At 68.4% G+C, this 17496-nt stretch carries 7 protein-coding genes; 1 reads left to right on the top strand and 6 read right to left on the bottom strand.

Annotated features, from left to right (window positions below; genetic code table 11):
- Positions 1 to 109: 109 nt before the first annotated feature.
- A complete protein-coding gene (locus tag ACN269_RS25280; RefSeq protein WP_421474751.1) occupies positions 110 to 1651 on the top strand; it encodes a SulP family inorganic anion transporter in 1542 nt (513 codons plus the stop codon).
- A gap of 104 nt (positions 1652 to 1755) precedes the next feature.
- Here ACN269_RS25280 and ACN269_RS25275 read toward each other — a convergent pair whose 3' ends face one another.
- The 6 genes from ACN269_RS25275 to ACN269_RS25250 all read right to left on the bottom strand — a co-directional run bounded on the left by ACN269_RS25275 (position 1756) and on the right by ACN269_RS25250 (position 17227).
- Positions 1756 to 2721 (bottom strand): N-acetylmuramoyl-L-alanine amidase, encoded by a 966-nt coding sequence (locus ACN269_RS25275; protein ID WP_421474750.1) that lies wholly within the window; start codon positions 2719 to 2721, stop codon positions 1756 to 1758.
- On the bottom strand, positions 2721 to 2876 hold the full coding sequence (locus ACN269_RS25270; protein WP_421474749.1) for a hypothetical protein: 156 nt from the start codon (positions 2874 to 2876) through the stop codon (positions 2721 to 2723). The genes ACN269_RS25275 and ACN269_RS25270 overlap by 1 nt, the downstream gene beginning before the upstream one ends.
- Positions 2877 to 3172: 296 nt before the next feature.
- Positions 3173 to 3481 (bottom strand): hypothetical protein, encoded by a 309-nt coding sequence (locus ACN269_RS25265; protein ID WP_421474748.1) that lies wholly within the window; start codon positions 3479 to 3481, stop codon positions 3173 to 3175.
- A 6-nt stretch (positions 3482 to 3487) separates the two neighbouring features.
- Positions 3488 to 10288: an RHS repeat-associated core domain-containing protein gene (locus tag ACN269_RS25260; protein WP_421474747.1), complete on the bottom strand. Its 6801-nt coding sequence runs from the start codon at positions 10286 to 10288 to the stop codon at positions 3488 to 3490.
- Between the two features lie 79 nt (positions 10289 to 10367).
- Positions 10368 to 13934 carry a LamG-like jellyroll fold domain-containing protein gene (locus tag ACN269_RS25255; RefSeq protein ID WP_421476558.1) on the bottom strand — a complete coding sequence of 1189 codons (3567 nt, stop codon included), beginning with the start codon at positions 13932 to 13934 and terminating at the stop codon, positions 10368 to 10370.
- Between the two features lie 92 nt (positions 13935 to 14026).
- On the bottom strand, positions 14027 to 17227 hold the full coding sequence (locus ACN269_RS25250) for a DNRLRE domain-containing protein (protein ID WP_421474746.1): 3201 nt from the start codon (positions 17225 to 17227) through the stop codon (positions 14027 to 14029).
- Positions 17228 to 17496: the final 269 nt, after the last annotated feature.

The following is a 17496-nucleotide window of genomic DNA, read 5'->3' as shown; positions in this document are numbered from 1 at the left end:
CGACGGCACCACGGCGGGGCGCGACCCAAGCGGTCGCGCCCCGTCCGCGTCGAGGGTGAAAGAATCACGCTTAACTATGCATTAATATTATCTCCGTACCTTTCTAGAGATGTCGGCTTTGGCGTCATTTCGGCACGATATCCCCTCGTCGATCGTGGTCTTCCTGATCGCCATCCCGCTGTCCCTGGGCATCGCCGCCGCCTCCGGAGCGCCACTGTTGGCCGGGCTGATCGCCGCCGTCGTGGGCGGCATCGTCGCCGGCGCACTCAGCGGCGCGCCGCTCCAGGTCAGCGGACCGGCGGCCGGGCTCACCGTGATCGTCGCGGGCACCATCGCCGAGTTCGGTTTCGCCGGCACCGCCGCGATCGTGACCGTCGCCGGGCTGCTGCAGATCGTGCTGGGCATCACCCGTCTCGGGCGGGCCGCGCTCGCGCTGTCGCCCACCGTCGTACACGGAATGCTGGCCGGCATCGGCCTGGTCATCGCGTTGAGCCAGGTCCACGTGGCCCTCGGCGGCGCGCCCCAGAGCTCCGCGTGGGCGAACCTGCGTGACCTACCCGGCCAGATCGCCGACCATCACAGCGTGTCCGTGCTGCTCGGCGCACTCACGATGACGCTTTTGCTGGTCTGGTCACGTCTGGTCAAGACCACCATGCTGCCGGCGACCCTGGTGGCGGTGGTGGTCACCACCGTGGCGGCGACGGCCCTCGACGCCGACGTGGCACGGGTGGATCTGCCGGCCAACCCCTTGAGCGCGCTCGCCCTCCCCCGCTGGCCCGACTCGTCGCCGTGGGAGGTCCTCCCCGCAGTCGTGACCATCGCCCTGGTGGCGAGCGTGGAATCTCTTCTCTCGGCGGTGGCCGTCGACCGGATGCACCACGGCCCGCGCGCGAACCTCGATCGGGAGCTCATCGCCCAGGGCGCCGCGAACGCCGTGTCCGGGACCCTCGGCGGCCTGCCGGTGACCGGCGTCATCGTGCGCAGCTCGGCCAACGTCGCCGCCGGGGCACGCACTCGCGCGTCGACCATCCTGCACGGCGTCTGGATCGCCGGATTCGTGATGGCCGGCGCCGTACTGCTGGAGATGATCCCGATGGCCGCCCTCGCCGCCGTCCTCGTGGTGGTCGGCCTACGGCTGGTGAGCCTCGCCCAGATCCGCACGTACGCCCGGCACCGGGAGCTGCCCATCTACGTGGTCACCGCGGTCGGCGTGGCCGCGACGGACCTGCTCGTCGGGGTCGGGCTCGGCATGGCGACGGCCGCGCTCTTCATGTTGTGGCGGTTGGCCCGCTGCGACATCCACGTTACCGAGCCCAACCCCGGCGCCTGGCTCGTGTCGATCAGCGGAACACTCGCCTTCGTCGCCTGCGGACGGCTCACCCGCCGACTCGCCGCCCTACCTCCGGGACAGCACGTCGCACTCGAGCTGCACCTGGACTATCTCGATCACGGCGCCTACGAGACCATCCGCGACTGGCAGGCGTCCTACACGCGGTCCGGTGGCAGCGTCCGGGTCAGCGAGGTGCACGGCTCGTGGCTGCATCGGGCGGGCACCGATGGGCTCGGCACCGGCAAACGCACCGCTTCCTGTGTGACTCGGGGTCGTCGGTCTGCGGATGCGCAGGGGCCGACCCCTCACCCGTCGGGGTGATGGTCCACTCGGGATCCTGGACGTCGGGGCTTCCTCGCACGAGGGACACCCCGACATCCGGGAAGTCGAGTCGATCAAGCCGAGGCGGAGCGCGTTACGCCGGGTCAGACGCGGGTGAGGCGTACGGCGTCGGCGATGACCAGACCCGTGGCGTTGCTCCAGCGGCTCACCGCCACCCGGTTGGCGTCCCCGGCCGGCAGGGTGAACGTGCCCAGGACGCGCCATTGCCCACCGGTCGCCCGCTGGTCGACGTACACCGTCCGGTTGCCGGTGGTGGTGGCGACGATGTACGGGGTGGCGCTGTTGTAGCCGCTGTTCGTCGGCCACCACGCGTCCACCCGGTAGGTGGCGGTCGCCGGGACGTTGAACCGGTACCAGGCCGGGTCGCTGGCCGCGACGGGATCGGCGTAGCGGTAGTCGGCGCCGTACCGCTGGGTGGAGAACGTCGAAACCCCCCAGTTGGCGCTGGCGGTGAAGCGCCCGGAGGTCGTGTTGTCCACGATCGACGACCAGGCCGTGCTGCCGCCGGCCATCTTCGCGGCGACGTCGGCCCGCATCACGTTCAGGTCAATGAAGGACGGGTCGATCTTGCCGGTGGTGCTGGTCTCCCGATGACCACGCGCGTAACTGCTGTCCCGGCCCAGCCGGGTGAGCACCGCGGCCGTGGCGGCGATCGAGGCGTTGTACTGCGCGGTCGTCATCTGCTGGTCGACGCCGTTGTAGTCGATCTCCCACCCGATCATCAGGGTGTTGCCGTCGCCCGCAGGGATGGGCCCGCTGCCGCCACTGACCCCGGCATGGTTGCAGCGGCCCGCGGAGATCACGTGGAAGACGCCGTTGTAGTCGACGAGAGCCTGGCAGAGCGGGCCGGCCAGGTCGGAGCGGCCGTTGATGCAGATACCGAGCGCGGGGTGCGGGTTGCTGGCGCTGGAGGTCGAGGCGGTGTGGTGCCAGAGCACCCCGATCGGGTCGAAGGAGCCGGGCCGCATCCGGTTGAGCCAGTCACCCTCGACGACGACCTGGACTCCGGCGGCGCGCAGCACGTCCACGAGCCAGGGAATCGTGGCCATCAGGACTCTCCGAGCAGGTCGGCGAGGCACTCGGGGGCCTGCGGGGCGGCACTCGCCGGGGCGGGCCGGACCACGACGGTCAGGGCGGCGGCCACCAGGGCGGGGATGCCGAGCACCCCACGACGGCGCAGACGGATGGACGGTGGTCGGGCCATGGCGATCCTCCAGCTGAGGCGGGTGGGAGAGGGATCGACGGACGTGATGACGGCACGCTATACCGTCACATGCGTCGATGTCGATACCCTTCACCACCCGACCGCCGCCTGAAGAAATTCGCCGCCGGGGCCAGGCCACGGAGAGGACGCGAATCACGGCCACCTCGCGGAAGGGTGCCTGCAGCTGCAAGATCAGACTGTCGATGTCACGCAGGTGGACGCCCTGCGCGCCAACACCGCGCAGGGCGTCCAGACGACCGGCAATCTGGCCGCTCGACCCTCCCGTCTATAGCGATTCAGTCGCCTTCCACAAAGAGGTAGCCACTAACATTTCTCGCCTCTTGGGCCGCGCCTTTAACTCTGACTACAAGGCTCCGCTCGGTCGACGTCAAATCGCCCTGCAAAGCATCGTCAAGTTCGCTTATCATCCTATCCAACTGGATGTAGTTGAACATTGCATCAGCATATGGGTCGAAGATGTCGAAAACGCGGCTGCCCCTGACGGCCAATCGGCGAGCAAGGCCAAGGAACGAGTTATCAGCATCGTCGGAGAATGTCGAAAGGCGCGCGTGCAGCTGATCCTCGACGAAAAACGTTAGCGCCATCTTTCCTCAGTTCGGCAATCCTGGGTGCATGGTGACAACCCGACCATTCTCTTCTGTCACTACCGTGTACTTATTTGTTGGTAGACCATTCTGGTCTTTGCCGATGATCCGATTATCGGGCAAGGTACAAACGCGGTTGCAACGACCGTTTGTCTGCCTTTGCGGCTCAAACTTCGCCGCCTCATCCGCCAACTCATCATAGTCGACGCCCTTGTCAAACTTGCTCTTGTTCCCAGGAGCGTTCGGCCCATGGAACTTGTCCACGTGCGTATAGCTTTGCGGAGCCATCCATGGCTCATCGCAGTTGTGGACCAACGTCGAGGTGCCGCCAACGACCACGTAATACGTGTGAACCGATTCGACGGTGAGATCCCGCATAACCTTGGCGTCAGTATAGGATCGCACTTCGGAGACGATAACGTCGCTGCCGTCATGAGACCTAAGCCTCTCTCCAACATGAAGCAATGACGCAGAAACCCATTGTTTCCTGTCATTGCTCCAGAGGGGGTGATTCTGGGTCGTCTGCACCTCGATGACCGTGCCATTAATCACGAGACGCAGGTCAGTCAGCTCCACGTCGCGATTTATGTGCGTAGCGACGACTTTTTCAGGTCCGGTCTCGCCGCTGTCTGGATCCGTTGCCAAAACCTGATCGCCGAGACTGACCTGTTCGATCGGTTTTGAAGATCCATCAGCTAGGAGCACCAGCGTTCCTGGGGCGAAGCTGTGGCAGGCCTTCTTGCCTGCCTTGATGAAGTCCTTGACCCCGGTGATCAGCTTGCCGAGCAGGTCCTTGACCCGGACGCCGAGCTCGTAGCCCTTCTTCCACTTCCACGGTGCGCCGTACTTGCTGGCGAGCTTGCCCAGCAGGCCGCCCACGAACGAGCTGGCGATGGTGATCGCCGTGCTGACACAGCCGCCGATGTCGCCCTTGGTGATGCAGTTCAACGCATCGGTGATGCCCAGCTCGTCCATCGCGATCTTGGCGAGCGCCTTGCCCGCCTCGAGGAGGACCGCCTTCGCCTTGGCGATGCGCTCCTGTCGGGCCTTGTCCGCGGCCGCCGCCGGGTCACCGCCGCCACCGCCACCGCCGCCGCCGTTGTCCTTCGTCCGCGGGTGATTCTCGGCCGGCGCGTGCGGGTCGTACGCACCCGAGCAGCCGTGGCAACCATCGTTGTGCCCGGGCACGTCGTGATAGTTGCCGTACATGTCCTCGAAGTCGGCGCCCGGACCGCAGGCGTCGTCCGAGCAGGCCCGCAGGCCGTCCGGGTCGGAGAACGAGACCGGGTTGTTGTTCGCGTACGCGTACCCGTGCATCTGCTGCGGGTCGTTGACGTCGATGATCGGGTCGATCGAGATGAACCGGCCGAGCATCGGGTCGTACTCGCGGGCGCCGATGTTCACCAGGCCGGTGCTGCTGTCCTGGTTGCCGTTGACGAAGCCCTTCTCGGTGGGCCACTGCCCCGGTCCGGGCGGGGTCCCCCGCGACTCGCCGTACGGCGTGGTCCGCCGGGTGACAATCTTGCCTGCCTCGTCGACGACCGCCTGGCCGGTGCCGTGGTGGTCCGGCGCGACGTAGCGGACGCCGTCGAGCTTGCGGACGATGCTGCCGCCACCCGGCACCGGGTAGTAGCGGGTGCCGTCCGTGGAGTGGGTGGTGGTGTTGAGCCGGATCTCCATGCCCGGCAGGTAGAGCGTCGTCGTGCCGGGCTCCTTGCGAAGGATCCGGGACCCGTCGACGTCGTACACGAAGGACGTCGTCTTGCTGTTGGCGGTGACCGACTCGAGGTTGCCCTCGGCGTCCCAGACCAGGTTCTGGTCCTCGCCGACCTTCGTGCGCTTGGTGGTGTTACCGGCGGTGTCGTACTCGTAGGTGTAGAGCCGGTCCCCGGACGGGGTCGTCTCGGTCATCTTGTTGACCGTGTGCGGCCGGGCCTGGCGGGCCAACGGGGTCTCGTAGCTGCGGGCGAGCAACGATGTGCCGTTCGCGGCGTACTGGGTTTCGGTCTTGCGGTTGCCCGTCGCGTCGAAGGTGTAGGCGTGGTGGTACGGTGCCACCCCGCCGAGCCCGGTGACGCTGGGGCCGCCGGCGCAGGGATCGGTCGCCGTGCTCCCCGACGTCCAGGCCCGGTCCATCCGGCGCAGGTAGTCGTACGTGAAGCACTGCACGTCCCGGGCGCCGGTCGGGGTGTCCTCGATTCGGGTGATGTTGCCGGCATCGTCGTAGCTGTACCGGGCGTCGATGTCGATGACCGGCGCGCCGGCCCGTTCGAGCCGGACCTGGCTCAGCCGCTTCGAGGCCCGCTCGTACGCGTACGTCGACCAGACCAACTGCGTGCCGAGCTGCACCTCGGACAGGAGCACCTCACCGGTCGCCTGGTAGGCGACGTCGGTGACGTACGGCACGTCGCTCTTGGTGCTCTTCAGCCGCTCCAGGGAGTCGTAGGTGTAGGCGATCGACTCGAACGGCAGCCCGCCGCCCTCCGACATGCCGACCGTCTGCACCGTGCCGTCGAAGTTGAACTCGGTGCCGAAGGTGTACAGGCCGGCGAGCTCGGTGCCCGCCTGCTCCGGCACCTGGTAGTAGGTCTCGTGTGGCCGGTACAGCTCGTCGTAGGCGCCGTAGTAGGTCACGTACTCGCCGCCGTCCGGTGCGTACCGGGTGGTGGAGGAGAGCTGACCGAGCTTTTCCAGGTCGTACTGCCAGGCGCTGAGCAGCTGACCCGTGTCCGGGTCCTTGCCCTTGTACGTGGCGGTCTTGCGGCCGATCGCGTCGTAGCGGTAGCTCAGCGACGCGCCGGCGCCGTTGGTGCTGACCGTCAGCCGGTCCTGGTCGTCGTAGACGAAGTACGAGTGCCCCGCGTCCGGGTCGATCGACTCGGTCTTGCGGCCCCGCTGGTCGTACCGGTTCTCCCACTCGTTGCCGAGCGGGTCCCGCACCGTGGCGAGCTGACCGGACCGGGTGTAGGTGTACTCGGTCTTGTCGTACGCGCCGGTCGGGCTGTTGCCCTTGTACTGGAGCAGCTGGGTAGTCTGCCCGAGCGCGTTGGTGACGGTGGTGCGCGGCGTCTCGCCGTCCGGCGGGTCGACCGACACCCGGTCACCACCGTACGTGGTGGTGGTCCGCCACTTCTCGGAGATGCCGTCCAGGAAGATGGTGGCCTTCACCCGGTCGGCGCCGTCGTACACGAAGGCCGTCTGGCCGGTCATGTCGGCCGGCACGGCCGGATAGATCACGTCGGTCGGCGCACCCGCCACCTGGTAGGTGTCGTACGTCCGCTCGATCTGGCCGGTCGGGGTGTAGAAGGTGTCCGCGATCAGCCGGGTGCCGTCCGGACCCTCGGTCTGCAGCTGGCGGGGTCGCAGGAAGCTGTCGTACAGCTGGTACTCGACGGTGTAGGTGCCGTCGTTGCGCCGCTGCTCGGTCTTCACCGCCGCCGGCTTGTCGGTGCGGATCAGGTAGGTGTACTTGGTGTTCGGGGTCAGCCCGCTGGCCCCCGTGCGGTCCGGCATCCAGACCTTGGAGAGTCGGCCCAGCGGGTCGTACTCCAGGATGCTCTTCATCCCGTTGGGGTCGACCTGCTGTGTCGGGCTGCCCCAGGCCGGCGCGTACGTGGTGACCGTGTCGTGGCCGAGCGGGCTCCTCTCGGTGACCTGCGTGGTCAGTCCGTTGGTCTCGACGTAGCTGGTGGTGGTGACCTCGCCGAGCGCGTCCTTCGCGGTCAGCGGACGTCCGAAGCCGTCGAAGCTGCCCTCCGCCACCCGGGTGTACGTGGCCGTGGTGCCGTCGTGCGTGGCCAGCCGCTCCGTCCGGGTGGCGTTGCCGGTGACCTTCGCCTTGCCCAGCGCCTGCAGGTCGTAGTACGTGCGGTCGTCGGAGATGACCTGGGTGGCCCGGTTCGGGGTCACGGAGCACTTGACCGACACCGACTCGACCTGGGAGACCAGGTCCTTGACGTAGACCGGCTTGTTGTCGCCGTAGGTGGTCACGTCGGTGACGTAGGTGGTGCGGGTGCACGCCTCGTCGCCGGTGACGTCGACGTCACCCTCGTTCTCGGTCCGGTACGCCTGACCGGAGGTGGTGTCGAAGGCCGTGCTGGTCTTCGTCTGCCGCCAGCCGCCGGCCGCCAGCGCGGTGTAGCCGCGGGTGCTCGCGGTGTTGACGAAGTACGACTCGCTGGCCCCCCAGGTGTGCGACTCGCTGCCGGTCTTGTACCGCCACGGCGCCTTGATCATCTTGCTGGTCTCGGTGGCGCCGTCGAACGTCTTGCTCTCGTACTCGAAGCCGGAGAGCTCGTCGTAGTCGGTGTAGGTGCCGCCGGTCGTGTCGGTGACAGTGACCGAGCGGGGGTTGGTGCTGTCCGGGTCGTCGTCCCCGTGCATGCCGCGCAGGTAGTAGTACTCGGTCTTGGTGGTCTGCGTCTGACCGTCACCCTTGGTGACCTGGACCCGGCCGTAGCCACGCCAGTCGCTCCAGGTGAGGTCCTTACCGTCACTCAGCCCGTCCGGCTTCGCCTTCCGCCAGGCGGCGCCGTCGAGGTAGGTGTACTTGGTGACCATGTCGGGCGAGCGGGCGGTGCGGTCGGTCTCCACCACGGCCTTGACCACGTACTTGTGGAACCAGTCGATGACCTGGCCCCCGCTGCCCAGCGGGTTCCACTTCACCGGGAAGCAGCGGCGGGTGCTCCTGCCCTCGGTGGGCAGGGTGTTCTCCGTGCAGTCGGGGTCCTCGTAGTTGACGTCGATCTGCCCGCCGCTGTCGGTGTAGATCGCGGCCATGCGGGGCCGGATCAGCGGGGCGATGAAGTCGCCGCTCCGGTCGATCCGGTTGGGCAGCTGGAGGACGCCGAACTGCACGCTCGGCAGGGCCGCGCTGCCGCCGACCAGTCCGGTGTGGGTGATCTTGTCCAGCCAGAGGGTACGACTGCCATCAGAGTTGTCGGTGAACAGGTGGCCGAGGGCCCACTTGTCGACGTCGGTCCACGCGTTGGCCCCTCGGATCTGGGTGCGGATGCCGACGAGCCGCTTGCGGGTCCAGAAGGTCGGGGTGATCTGGTCGCCCTTGCACTTGGTGTCCTTGGCACAGTTGCGGTCCCACGGGACGTCCGGCCAGTACGGGGCGGTGGAGGCGTTCAGGTCCTGCTCGTCACAGTCGATCGAGCCGGTGGCCAGACAACGCTCCAGGGTGTCGAAGACCACCCGGGCGGGCGCGTTGGTGGTGTAGACCTGCCCGTCCTTCTGGCCGTAGTCGATCCGCTTGAGCCAGCCGGCCCGGTGGTACTCGACTCCGTTGAGGTCGGTGCGGTTACCGCGGGCGTACCAGTTGCTTTCCCGCCCGTAGAAGTAGGACGTGACGTTGCCGTGCCGGTCCTTGACGTAGTCGAGGCTCCACCGCCACGCCTGGTTGCAGTACGAGTCGGCGAAGGTCGTCTTGTTGCACGGCTCGTTGGCGTCGTCGCCGAAGACCGGAAGGGTCCAGGTCGACGCCGTCTCCTCCTTGCTGCTGGCCCAGCCCGGCAGCCGGTTGAGGCCGAAGTAGTACTCGGTGCCGCCGGTCGTGGTGACCCGCCAGTACTCGCCGACGTCGACGCCGGTGGTCCCCTGATCGCCGTTGGCAGCGCCCAACAGCTTCTCGACCTTGGAGCCGTCGTCGGAGGCGAACTTCCAACCCGAGGCGGTCTTGACCAGCTCGGTGGACTTGCCGTTGAGCAGGATGGTGGCGTTGTCGTACGCCCAGCACTGGTCGGCGACCTCGCTGTGGCCGTCGTCGGAGCACGCCTTGTAGCGACGCTCGATGTGGCCCGGCTCGTAGCTGAACCCCTCGCCGATCCAGGAGCCCTGGTTGTTGGTGGTCGAGGTGCGCCCGTCGACCGACTGCGAGGAGTAGGCCAGCGCGATGCCCGGCCCACCGCCACCCGGCACCGGGGGCGTCTGCAGCGGGTACGACCAGGAGAAACCGCCGGTGGAGGGGGCCACCGACCACTGTGCGGAAGGGGCCAGCTTCGTCGCGGCGTAGCTGCCCTGGGAGGACGAGTCACCGGCGGTCAGCGCGTAGAGGCTGCCGGTGGAGGCCGTCGCCGTCACCTGGGCCGAGACGCTGCGCTTCTCGCCGTCGTTGACGGTCGGCAGCGGCTGGGCGGCGCAGTCCTTGTGCTCGGGGGTACGCAGGGCACACTCGGGTAGTCGGGACAACCGCAGCCTGCTGCCGAAGTCGCCGCCGAAAGCGCCGGCCAGCCCGTCGTACCCGACGGAGAGCCGTATGTCGCCGGCGACCTGCTGGCCGTCGGTGCGGACCACCCGCACGACCGGACCGTCGACCTTGGCGCGCTCAGCCGTCCCGTGGTCGAGCACCTCGACCCGGACCTTGCTGGTTGGCGTGGTCGGGGCGGCCCTGCTCGCGGTGCCGGCGGCGCCGCTCGCGGGCGCCGACACTGCGCCGACGGAGACGGTGAGCCCGCCGGCCTTGGCGGTGCGTGCCGCGTCGGGCGCGACGGTCCGGGCGTCGGTCGAGGCGGGCACCGGCACGGCGATCTCGGTGGTGCCGGCGGCCGGCCAGGTGACCGACGCCGGCTTGGTGGGCGTCGCGGCGGCATCCGGTTGCCGGGGTTTGGCGGGCAGCGGGTCCCGCTCGGGCAGGATCTTGCCGGAGTCGGCGGTCTTGGGGCGATTGTTGCCCTGAGCGGCAGCGGTAGGCATCTCGACGGCTTGGACGAAGGTCAGGCCCAGCACGCCGGTCAACGCCCAGGACACGGGTCGCTTGATCCGGCGTTGCAGTACGCCGGAGGCGCCCAGGTGTCGGGAGAACATCAACCCTCCACGGGTGGTCGGGGGAAAGCGGCAGGAGCCGTCGGGTCGCCTTCGGTGCGGCGACCCGACGGCCGGGGGATCAGAGGTTGGGCTGTTCCTTGACGGAGAGGTTCAACCGCTGAAGGAGGTTCTTGTCGGCCACGCCGTTGTAGACACGGACGTCGTCGATGGCGCCGGAGAGGTGCTCACGGAACTGGTCGTCGATGAAGGCACGACCCAGCTGAAGCCCACCGGTGGCGTTGAACGGTTCGGTGAGCTGCACCGAGCCGATCAGTTGAGCGTTCGCGTACAGCGAGAACTCACGCGTGTAGCCGTTGTAGACCAGGGCGACGACCTCACCCTTGGTGATGGTCTTGGGCGCCACGTCGGTCAACGGGGTCAGCTCGACCGCCGTGCCCGCCGTGTCGGTGCCCGGCACGGCCAGCTCGTACCGGCCGTCGTTGTTGCACCGGACGATGACCGAGCTGTTGTGCAGGCCCTTCTGCGAGAAGAACGTCATCGGCTTACCCGCGCAGCTGCTGGTGAGCTTGACCCGGGCGGTGATGGTGAAACTGCTGGCCATGTTGGCGTTGAGCGTGGTGCTCGCGTAGCTGTTCGCGTTGCCGTTCAGCTTCAGGTGGCCCCCGCCGAGCATCGCGGCGGAGGGGGGCGGCACGACACCCTTGTAGATCGACGCATCCGCCCCGAGAACCATGGCCGCCTTGGCGCCGAACTCCGGGCTACTCGTACCGCTGGCGGTGTTGAGCTGCCAGTACGCCGCCCGGTCGAGGGCCGTCTGCTTCAGCCCAAGGACCTCGGTGGAGAGGATCGGCCGGTCGAAGAACGAGACGTCGGCCAGCTCACCGGACCAGTAGTCGAAGTAGCCACTCTTGACCATGCGCCGGCCGAACTGGACGGCACCCCGCGACGTCGCCTGCGACCGCCGGTCGGCGGTGTAGAGGTTCGTCCCGTTCACCAGGAGGGAGATCTTCTTGGTGGAGTCGTCGTACGAGGCGGTGAGGTGGGTCCACGCCGTGGTGACCGGGGACGGGGTGGTGCCGGTCGAAAAGACCCGCCACTCACCCAGCGCGATCACGTCGTTGGTCGGCATCCGGAACACCCAGTTGCCCCCGTCGGTGCCGAGGCTGAATCCGGCTTCGCCGGTGCCGTCCTGGCTCACGACGGTCTGCCGCCGCGTGGGGTCCGAGGTGCGGACCCAGGCACTGACCGTGAAGCTGCGCGAGGTGTCCAGGACCCGGGCGGTCTTGTCAGGATTCTCGGGGTCCAGGGTGGTCTTCAGATAGCCGTTCGAGGTGCCGTTCAGGGACACGGCCGTGTCGAACTGACCACCGGGGCCGGGGACACCGAAGGTGACCCCGGTGCCGGCCACGGCGTCGTGGTCCCCGAGCAGATCCTCGGCCTTCTGCGATCCGGCGACCTCGGAGTACGACCACTGCGCCACCGGCGGCCGCTTGCCGACCCGGAACGTGCAGGAGGCGATGGAGCTGCCCAGGCCGGCCCTGTCGACCGCCATGACGTTGATCGTCCAGGGCCCTTCCTTGGTCGGCTTCCACTGGATGGTGGACGGCCCACCAGCGGTCGACGGCTTGATGCTGTTGGCCGAGGACGGGTTGGTGTTGAACCCCCACCGGTACTCGACCACGTCGGCGGCAACGGAGTCGAAGGTGAAACTGGTGGTCAGGCCGAGCTTCTCGTGCCACTCCGTGTCGGTCACGCAGTCGGGCGAGCCGTTGTCGCCAGCGTCCCCGGGCAAGAAGTCCGGCGAGTCGACGTCCGGCGGGGCGGGCTTGGTGGCGTCGTAGATGAACTGGCAGGTGTTGCGGGCGCCGTCGGAACTCCACGGCCCCCAGACGGTGTTGTCGGAGGCGCGGACGTCCCAGGAGACGACGACGTTCTGTGGGATGTCCGACGGCGCGTTGAGCGAGAAGATCGACCCGCTCGCCTTGAGCAACGTCGTCGGGTACGACCGCACGGTGTCGGTCGACGCTCCCGGAGCCCGCCAAGTGAGCCGCCACTCGGCCTTGAGCTGCTCGGTGTGAGCCGAGGAGTGGTCCGGATCGCGCAGCACGGCGTAGAGCTTCGGGATCTTCCACACGTACGGGGCGCCGGAGCCGTAGACGCAGGCGCCACCCGGGTCGGAGCTGAGTTCTGACAGGGCGGGGATCAGCGGGGCTCGGTTGTACTTCACCGAGAGCACCGCGTTGTCGCAGAACCGCTTGCTGTGCTGGTAGTTGCCCTCGTTCTCGGCCTTGAGGCCGAGGGTGACGTTGCTCCAGCCGTTCGCGGCCGCCAACTGCACGGCCTCCTTGGCGTTCCAGCTGGCGTTCTGGTTGGTGGCGGTGCAGGACGCCTGTGTGCTGCTGGGCGCTCTGGTGTCCAGCCAGTTGGCGCCGCTGCTCCAGCTCGACCCACCCGGCTGGTTGCTCCAGTTGGTCTTGGAGTTGACGCCCTTCGGCAGCAGGTAGAGCTGGGCGTTCTGCGCGGTCGAATTCCAGGCGTGCTGCATGGTGACCCGGAACTCGGCGCTGAGGATCGTCTTGCCAGAGTACGGAGTGGCGAGGGTGTAGATGACCCGCTTCACCTTGGAGCTGTTGCACCGCTCAGGGCAGAGCCCGATCCGTTCGTGCCGCTTGCCGTCGAACTTCCAGTACTCCTCGTTGGGGTAGCCGCTGTCGACCATGGCCCAGGAGCTGTTGGTCGTGGCCTGCCAGACGGGGTCCAGGTAGACCGGCCAGTTCGTGTCCGGGTCGGCGAGCATCGCGGCGTCCGGGGTGAGGGTCAGCGCGCCGTTGGTGTAGTCCAGCCCCATCGGCGCGACCGTCGAACTGTCCTCCGGGCCGCGTGCCGTCTCCAGGTCGGTCTCACCGGGGACCGAGTTGGAGGCCACCGTGCCGGCGGGCGCCTTCTGGGCACTCGCCGCAGTGGCGTCGTCGTCACCGGCTGGGGTGCCGTTGTCCCACATGGTCGGCTGGTCGGCCTCGAGCACCGGGTTTCCGGTGGCCGGGTCCAGCGCGACGATCCCACCCTCGGGCGTCTCCTGGATGGTCAGGTTCTCGCCCGTGACCCCCAGCTTGAGCCCCTGGAGTTCGGGCGTGTTCGCCGCCTCGGGGGTCTTGAGGACGATGACGTGGGAGAAGCCCTCGACCGTCATGTTGACCACGAGGTCGACGTTCGGGAAGACCTCCGGGTAGACGGCCTGGTCGGCGTTGAGCACCGGCGCGGGCAGGTTGTACGGCCAGGTGAGGGTCATCACCTGGCCGTCCTTGCGGACCACCAGCAGCGGATCCGCACCGCCGGTGGAGATCCGCATGTCGATGAGCGCGGCCTTCGGGGTGATCGTTCCGTCGGCGTTCTGCGCCAGGGTGGCGTCGGTGGGAACCCAGGTGTCACCCTGGACCACCCGGACCGGATGGTTGTGCTCGTTGGCGATCAGGTTGCCGTCCGGCTGCGCGAAGACGTCCCGGTACTCGGTCCGGAAGGCGAGCACCTCCACCGGCTGGCCAAGCGACTTGGCGGCGAGCAGCGCCTCGGCCTCGGTCTCCCGGACCGGGTCCGTCTCCACCGCCGCCACAGGAGCGGTGGCCGGCGACCGGTCAGCGTTGTCGGCGTAGACGGTGGTGGAGAGCAGGCCGGCGAGGCCCACCATGAGGCCGAGCGTGAAGAGCCGGTTCCGCTTCCTGCTACGACGGGCCACCGTCAGGTCCTCCCTCGTTGAACTGCGCAATTCGTCGCGTGCCATCAGTTGATCGCCGCCCCGAAGAGGACCTTGGTCGTCGGGAGCCCGTTCTGCCCGGGCTGCCAGGTCTGGGCCGGAGTGGTCGTCCCACCCGCCAGACTCGACCAGTTGAAGGCGTAGACCGCGTCGTCGCCGTACGGCGTGCCGACCAGGAGCTGCGTGGAGGTGGCGCTGAGCGAGTTGCCGACGAGTTCCTGCTCGCGGAAGCTGCCCGGCAGGCTGGTGCCGTCGCGCTGCAGCGTCACCGGCGTGCCGATCGGGTTGGCCAGCGCGGGAAAGACCCGCACCCGTCCCGAGTCGATCGTCGAGGCCCCGGCGTCCTCACCGGGGACGCCGATCGCGATGAACATCGTCGAGTTGGTGCCCTCGCTGGCCGGTGCGGTGTTCGCCACCACCACCTTCTCGCCGAGGTAGTCACCGTCCTCCGAGGCGTACGTGATCGACGGCAACTCGGTGAAGGTGTTGGCCGCGGTCACGTGGAAGCGGTGCACCAGGCCCGCGTCGGTCATCGGTGTGGTCGTGCCGGAGAGGGTGATGTCCTCCCCCGGCACACCCACGACGACCAGCGAGTCCTGCGTCCCGGCCGGGCTACCGACCGGACGGTAGGGGGCGATGGAGATCGACTTGCCGAAGTTGTCGTTGGCCTCCGCGACGTTGGAGACGCCCGTCACGCCCTGGTACAGCCCTGCGGCGATCGTGGGCAGCCCGTTGGTCATCTTGTTACTGAAGACGTTGACCGCGCCAGCGAAGACCTCGCTGCCGATCGCCTCTCCCGGGGACCCGACCGCCCAGTGGTACTTGGCGGCCGCCACCGAGAAGCCCGTCCGGTCGTCGAACTCCGCGCTGCCCGGGATGCCGTTGCCCTGGGTGAGAGCGACGTTCACGTTGCCGCGCAGGTAGTGCACCATCCCGGTCAGGGAACCACTCGAGAGGCTCTCCCACGGGACGCCGATCACCAGGTAGGGCTCGCCGCTCGCGGTCCGGCTCCCGGCCACCGAGTAGCCGAAGACGTCCCACGCCTCGGCGGTGTCCGGGACGTTGGTGACGTCCTGGTGGTAGACCAGCGAGGCCGGCCCCTGCGCGAGCCCGGCCGGGGAGCCGAGCAGCACGTAGACCGCACCGGCCCCGTCCTGGCCGCTGACGCTCTGGTAGGGGACGCCGACCGCGAGGTCGGTGCAGCCGTCGTTGTTGGCGTCGTACGGGGAGATCGAGAAGCCGAAGCGGTCACCGTTCCCGGGTGCGCCGGGGACCTTGGCCACCCCCTCCTGCAGGGTGTGCACGGTGGTGCTGCCGCCGTAGCTGACGTGCACCTGACCAGCGCCCCAGAGGCCGTTGATCGTCACCTCCGGGTCGGCAACCGCCAGGTCGGTGACGCCGTCGCCGTTGAAGTCGTTCTCGGCCGTGCCAGCGCAACCGGTGACCGGGGCGACGGTGGTGTAGACCTGCATCTCGCAGAACGGGGACCAGCGGTCGCTGCCGCTGACCCCGTCGGCGGCCTTGACCCGCCAGCGGTAGATGCCGCCGTCGACGAACGCGCCCGCCGGCACGGTGGCCGCAGCGGTGGCACCGGAGGCCACGGCACTGTAGCTGGCCGAGCCGATCGCGGTCTCGGCGTTCATCGCCCACCACTCGAAGGTGACCGTCATCGCGGTGCCGTCACCGTCCGAGACGGTCGCCTTGAGCTGCGGGGTGAGGGTGTTGACCTGGGGTCGACCCGCGCCAGTGACGCAGCTGGTGGCCGGGACGGTGGCCCGGGTGCCGACGGTCGGCCAGGAGTTGTAGGTGACCGATGCCTTCGGATCCTCGGCGGCGCTGTCGCCCTCGCGGGAGCGGAACTGCTTGAACCCGGCCACGTCGGCCTCGTCGGTGGCCCGTAGGCCCATCCCGGCCCGGGTCTTGTTGGCGTCGGCGGCCCGCTGGAAGAAGGTCTTGCCGTCGATGTTCACCCAGGCGTCGGCACTGGTGCAGCTCGCGCCGCCGCCGGCGGTGGCGGTGGACCGGGCGTCGGGCCCGACCGCGTCCCACGCGGGCTGGTTGGCGAAGGTGGTGGCGGACGTGCCCGGCGCGGTGGTCCAGATCTCCCACGAGACCGGGGTGCAGAGGTACGACCAGTAGTTCCAGAACGACACGGTGGCCGAGTTGATCTGCTTGCCGGCGAGGACCGTGCTGTCCCAGGTGACGAACGACCGGGTCAACTTGGGGTTGCTCGGGTCGAGCAGACCGAGTTGGAGGTTGTTCTGCGTGCTCTGGTCCAGGCTCGACCCCGCGGTGACGTACGTGTCGAAGGTGGTGCCGAGCGGGTTGACCGTCGGGTCGATGGTCACCGGGTAGGCCGTGGCCGGGTCCCGCAGCCACGCGCGGTCCGGCGTGAGGGTCAACTCGACCGTGTCGCCGCGCTTCGCCACCTCGGTGCGGATCGGCTTCCGCACCGAGGGATCACCGGTGACCTTGTGTTTCCTGGCATCCCACATCAGGGGCGCCGGGATGCGGGCGGTCTGCTTGCCGGCCCGGTCCTTGATCGCAATGGCGCCGTCCGCGCCCCGGCTTCCCTCGGCCACGCCGCGACCACTGAGCGGGAAGGCCACGCTTTCGACCTGGGCTGCGGCGGCCCGGTTCTTGACCACGAGGAACTGTTCGAAGCCGGTCCGGGTCGCCTCGACGACGAGGTCGACCCCGGGACGGGCATCGACGTACGTCGCCCGGTTGCCCTGTAGGACCGGCGTGGGCAGTGCCCCTGTCCAGCCCATGGCGACCCGCTGGTCGGCGGAGCCGAGCGCGGCCAGCTCGTGGGTGCCCGCCGCACGGCTACCCGAGATGCGCAGGTCACCGGGGTGAGCGACCGGGGTGACCGAGCCGTCCGTCCCGGTTTTGAGGGTGAGATCGACCGGCACCCAGTCGCCGCCGCGGCGGAACCGTTGCATGCCGGCGGCGATCTCGGCCCGGAACTGCCCGTCGGGCAGGGCGAAGACCTCGGTGGTCTCGCTGGTGAGGCTGTCGACCCGTACCGGTCTGCCGGTATGCCGGGCGGTCCGCAGGGACACTGCCTGGTCTGACCTGTCTTGCACGCCACCCGTTACGCCATCGGGCCCGGCGGCGAGGTACTCCGCCGGTTCGCCCGAGATGCCAGCCAACGCGACCGCCGTCAGCACGGCGACTCCCGCCGCAAGGCATGAACGTACGGTGGCCGTCTTTCGACGTGCCACGAAAACCCCCCGTGGGTTGCCCGTATGTCGGTCGGGACTGTAGGGAGCTGCCTGCTCTATGCACAAGCACGGTTACAAGTGGTAAGCACAGATGCGGCAATGTGGACTTTCCACCCACAGTGCTTACTCTTCGGAGTTTTGCCTGCTCAGAGCAGCTGCGGCGGAGTCGACGATCAGTCGACCCGACATCCGCCGAACGTCTGGAATGCGCCACCGCCGGACGCCGGCCATTGCCACCCGATCAGCGCGGACAGGTCGATCCGACGGCG

The organism is Micromonospora sp. WMMD736 (assembly GCF_049179015.1).
Taxonomy (GTDB): Bacteria; Actinomycetota; Actinomycetes; order Mycobacteriales; family Micromonosporaceae; genus Micromonospora.
The sequence above is the reverse complement of the archived record's forward strand: the minus strand, read 5'-3'. Positions and strand labels throughout refer to the sequence as shown.

Bases quoted from the DNA above. Each gene is read 5' to 3' on its own strand.
- ACN269_RS25280 (WP_421474751.1), top strand. From the start codon at position 110: ATGTCGGCTTTGGCGTCATTTCGGCACGATATCCCCTCGTCGATCGTG.
- ACN269_RS25275 (WP_421474750.1), bottom strand. From the start codon at position 2,721: ATGGCCACGATTCCCTGGCTCGTGGACGTGCTGCGCGCCGCCGGAGTC.
- ACN269_RS25270 (WP_421474749.1), bottom strand. From the start codon at position 2,876: ATGGCCCGACCACCGTCCATCCGTCTGCGCCGTCGTGGGGTGCTCGGC.
- ACN269_RS25265 (WP_421474748.1), bottom strand. From the start codon at position 3,481: ATGGCGCTAACGTTTTTCGTCGAGGATCAGCTGCACGCGCGCCTTTCG.
- ACN269_RS25260 (WP_421474747.1), bottom strand. From the start codon at position 10,288: ATGTTCTCCCGACACCTGGGCGCCTCCGGCGTACTGCAACGCCGGATC.
- ACN269_RS25255 (WP_421476558.1), bottom strand. From the start codon at position 13,934: ATGGTGGGCCTCGCCGGCCTGCTCTCCACCACCGTCTACGCCGACAAC.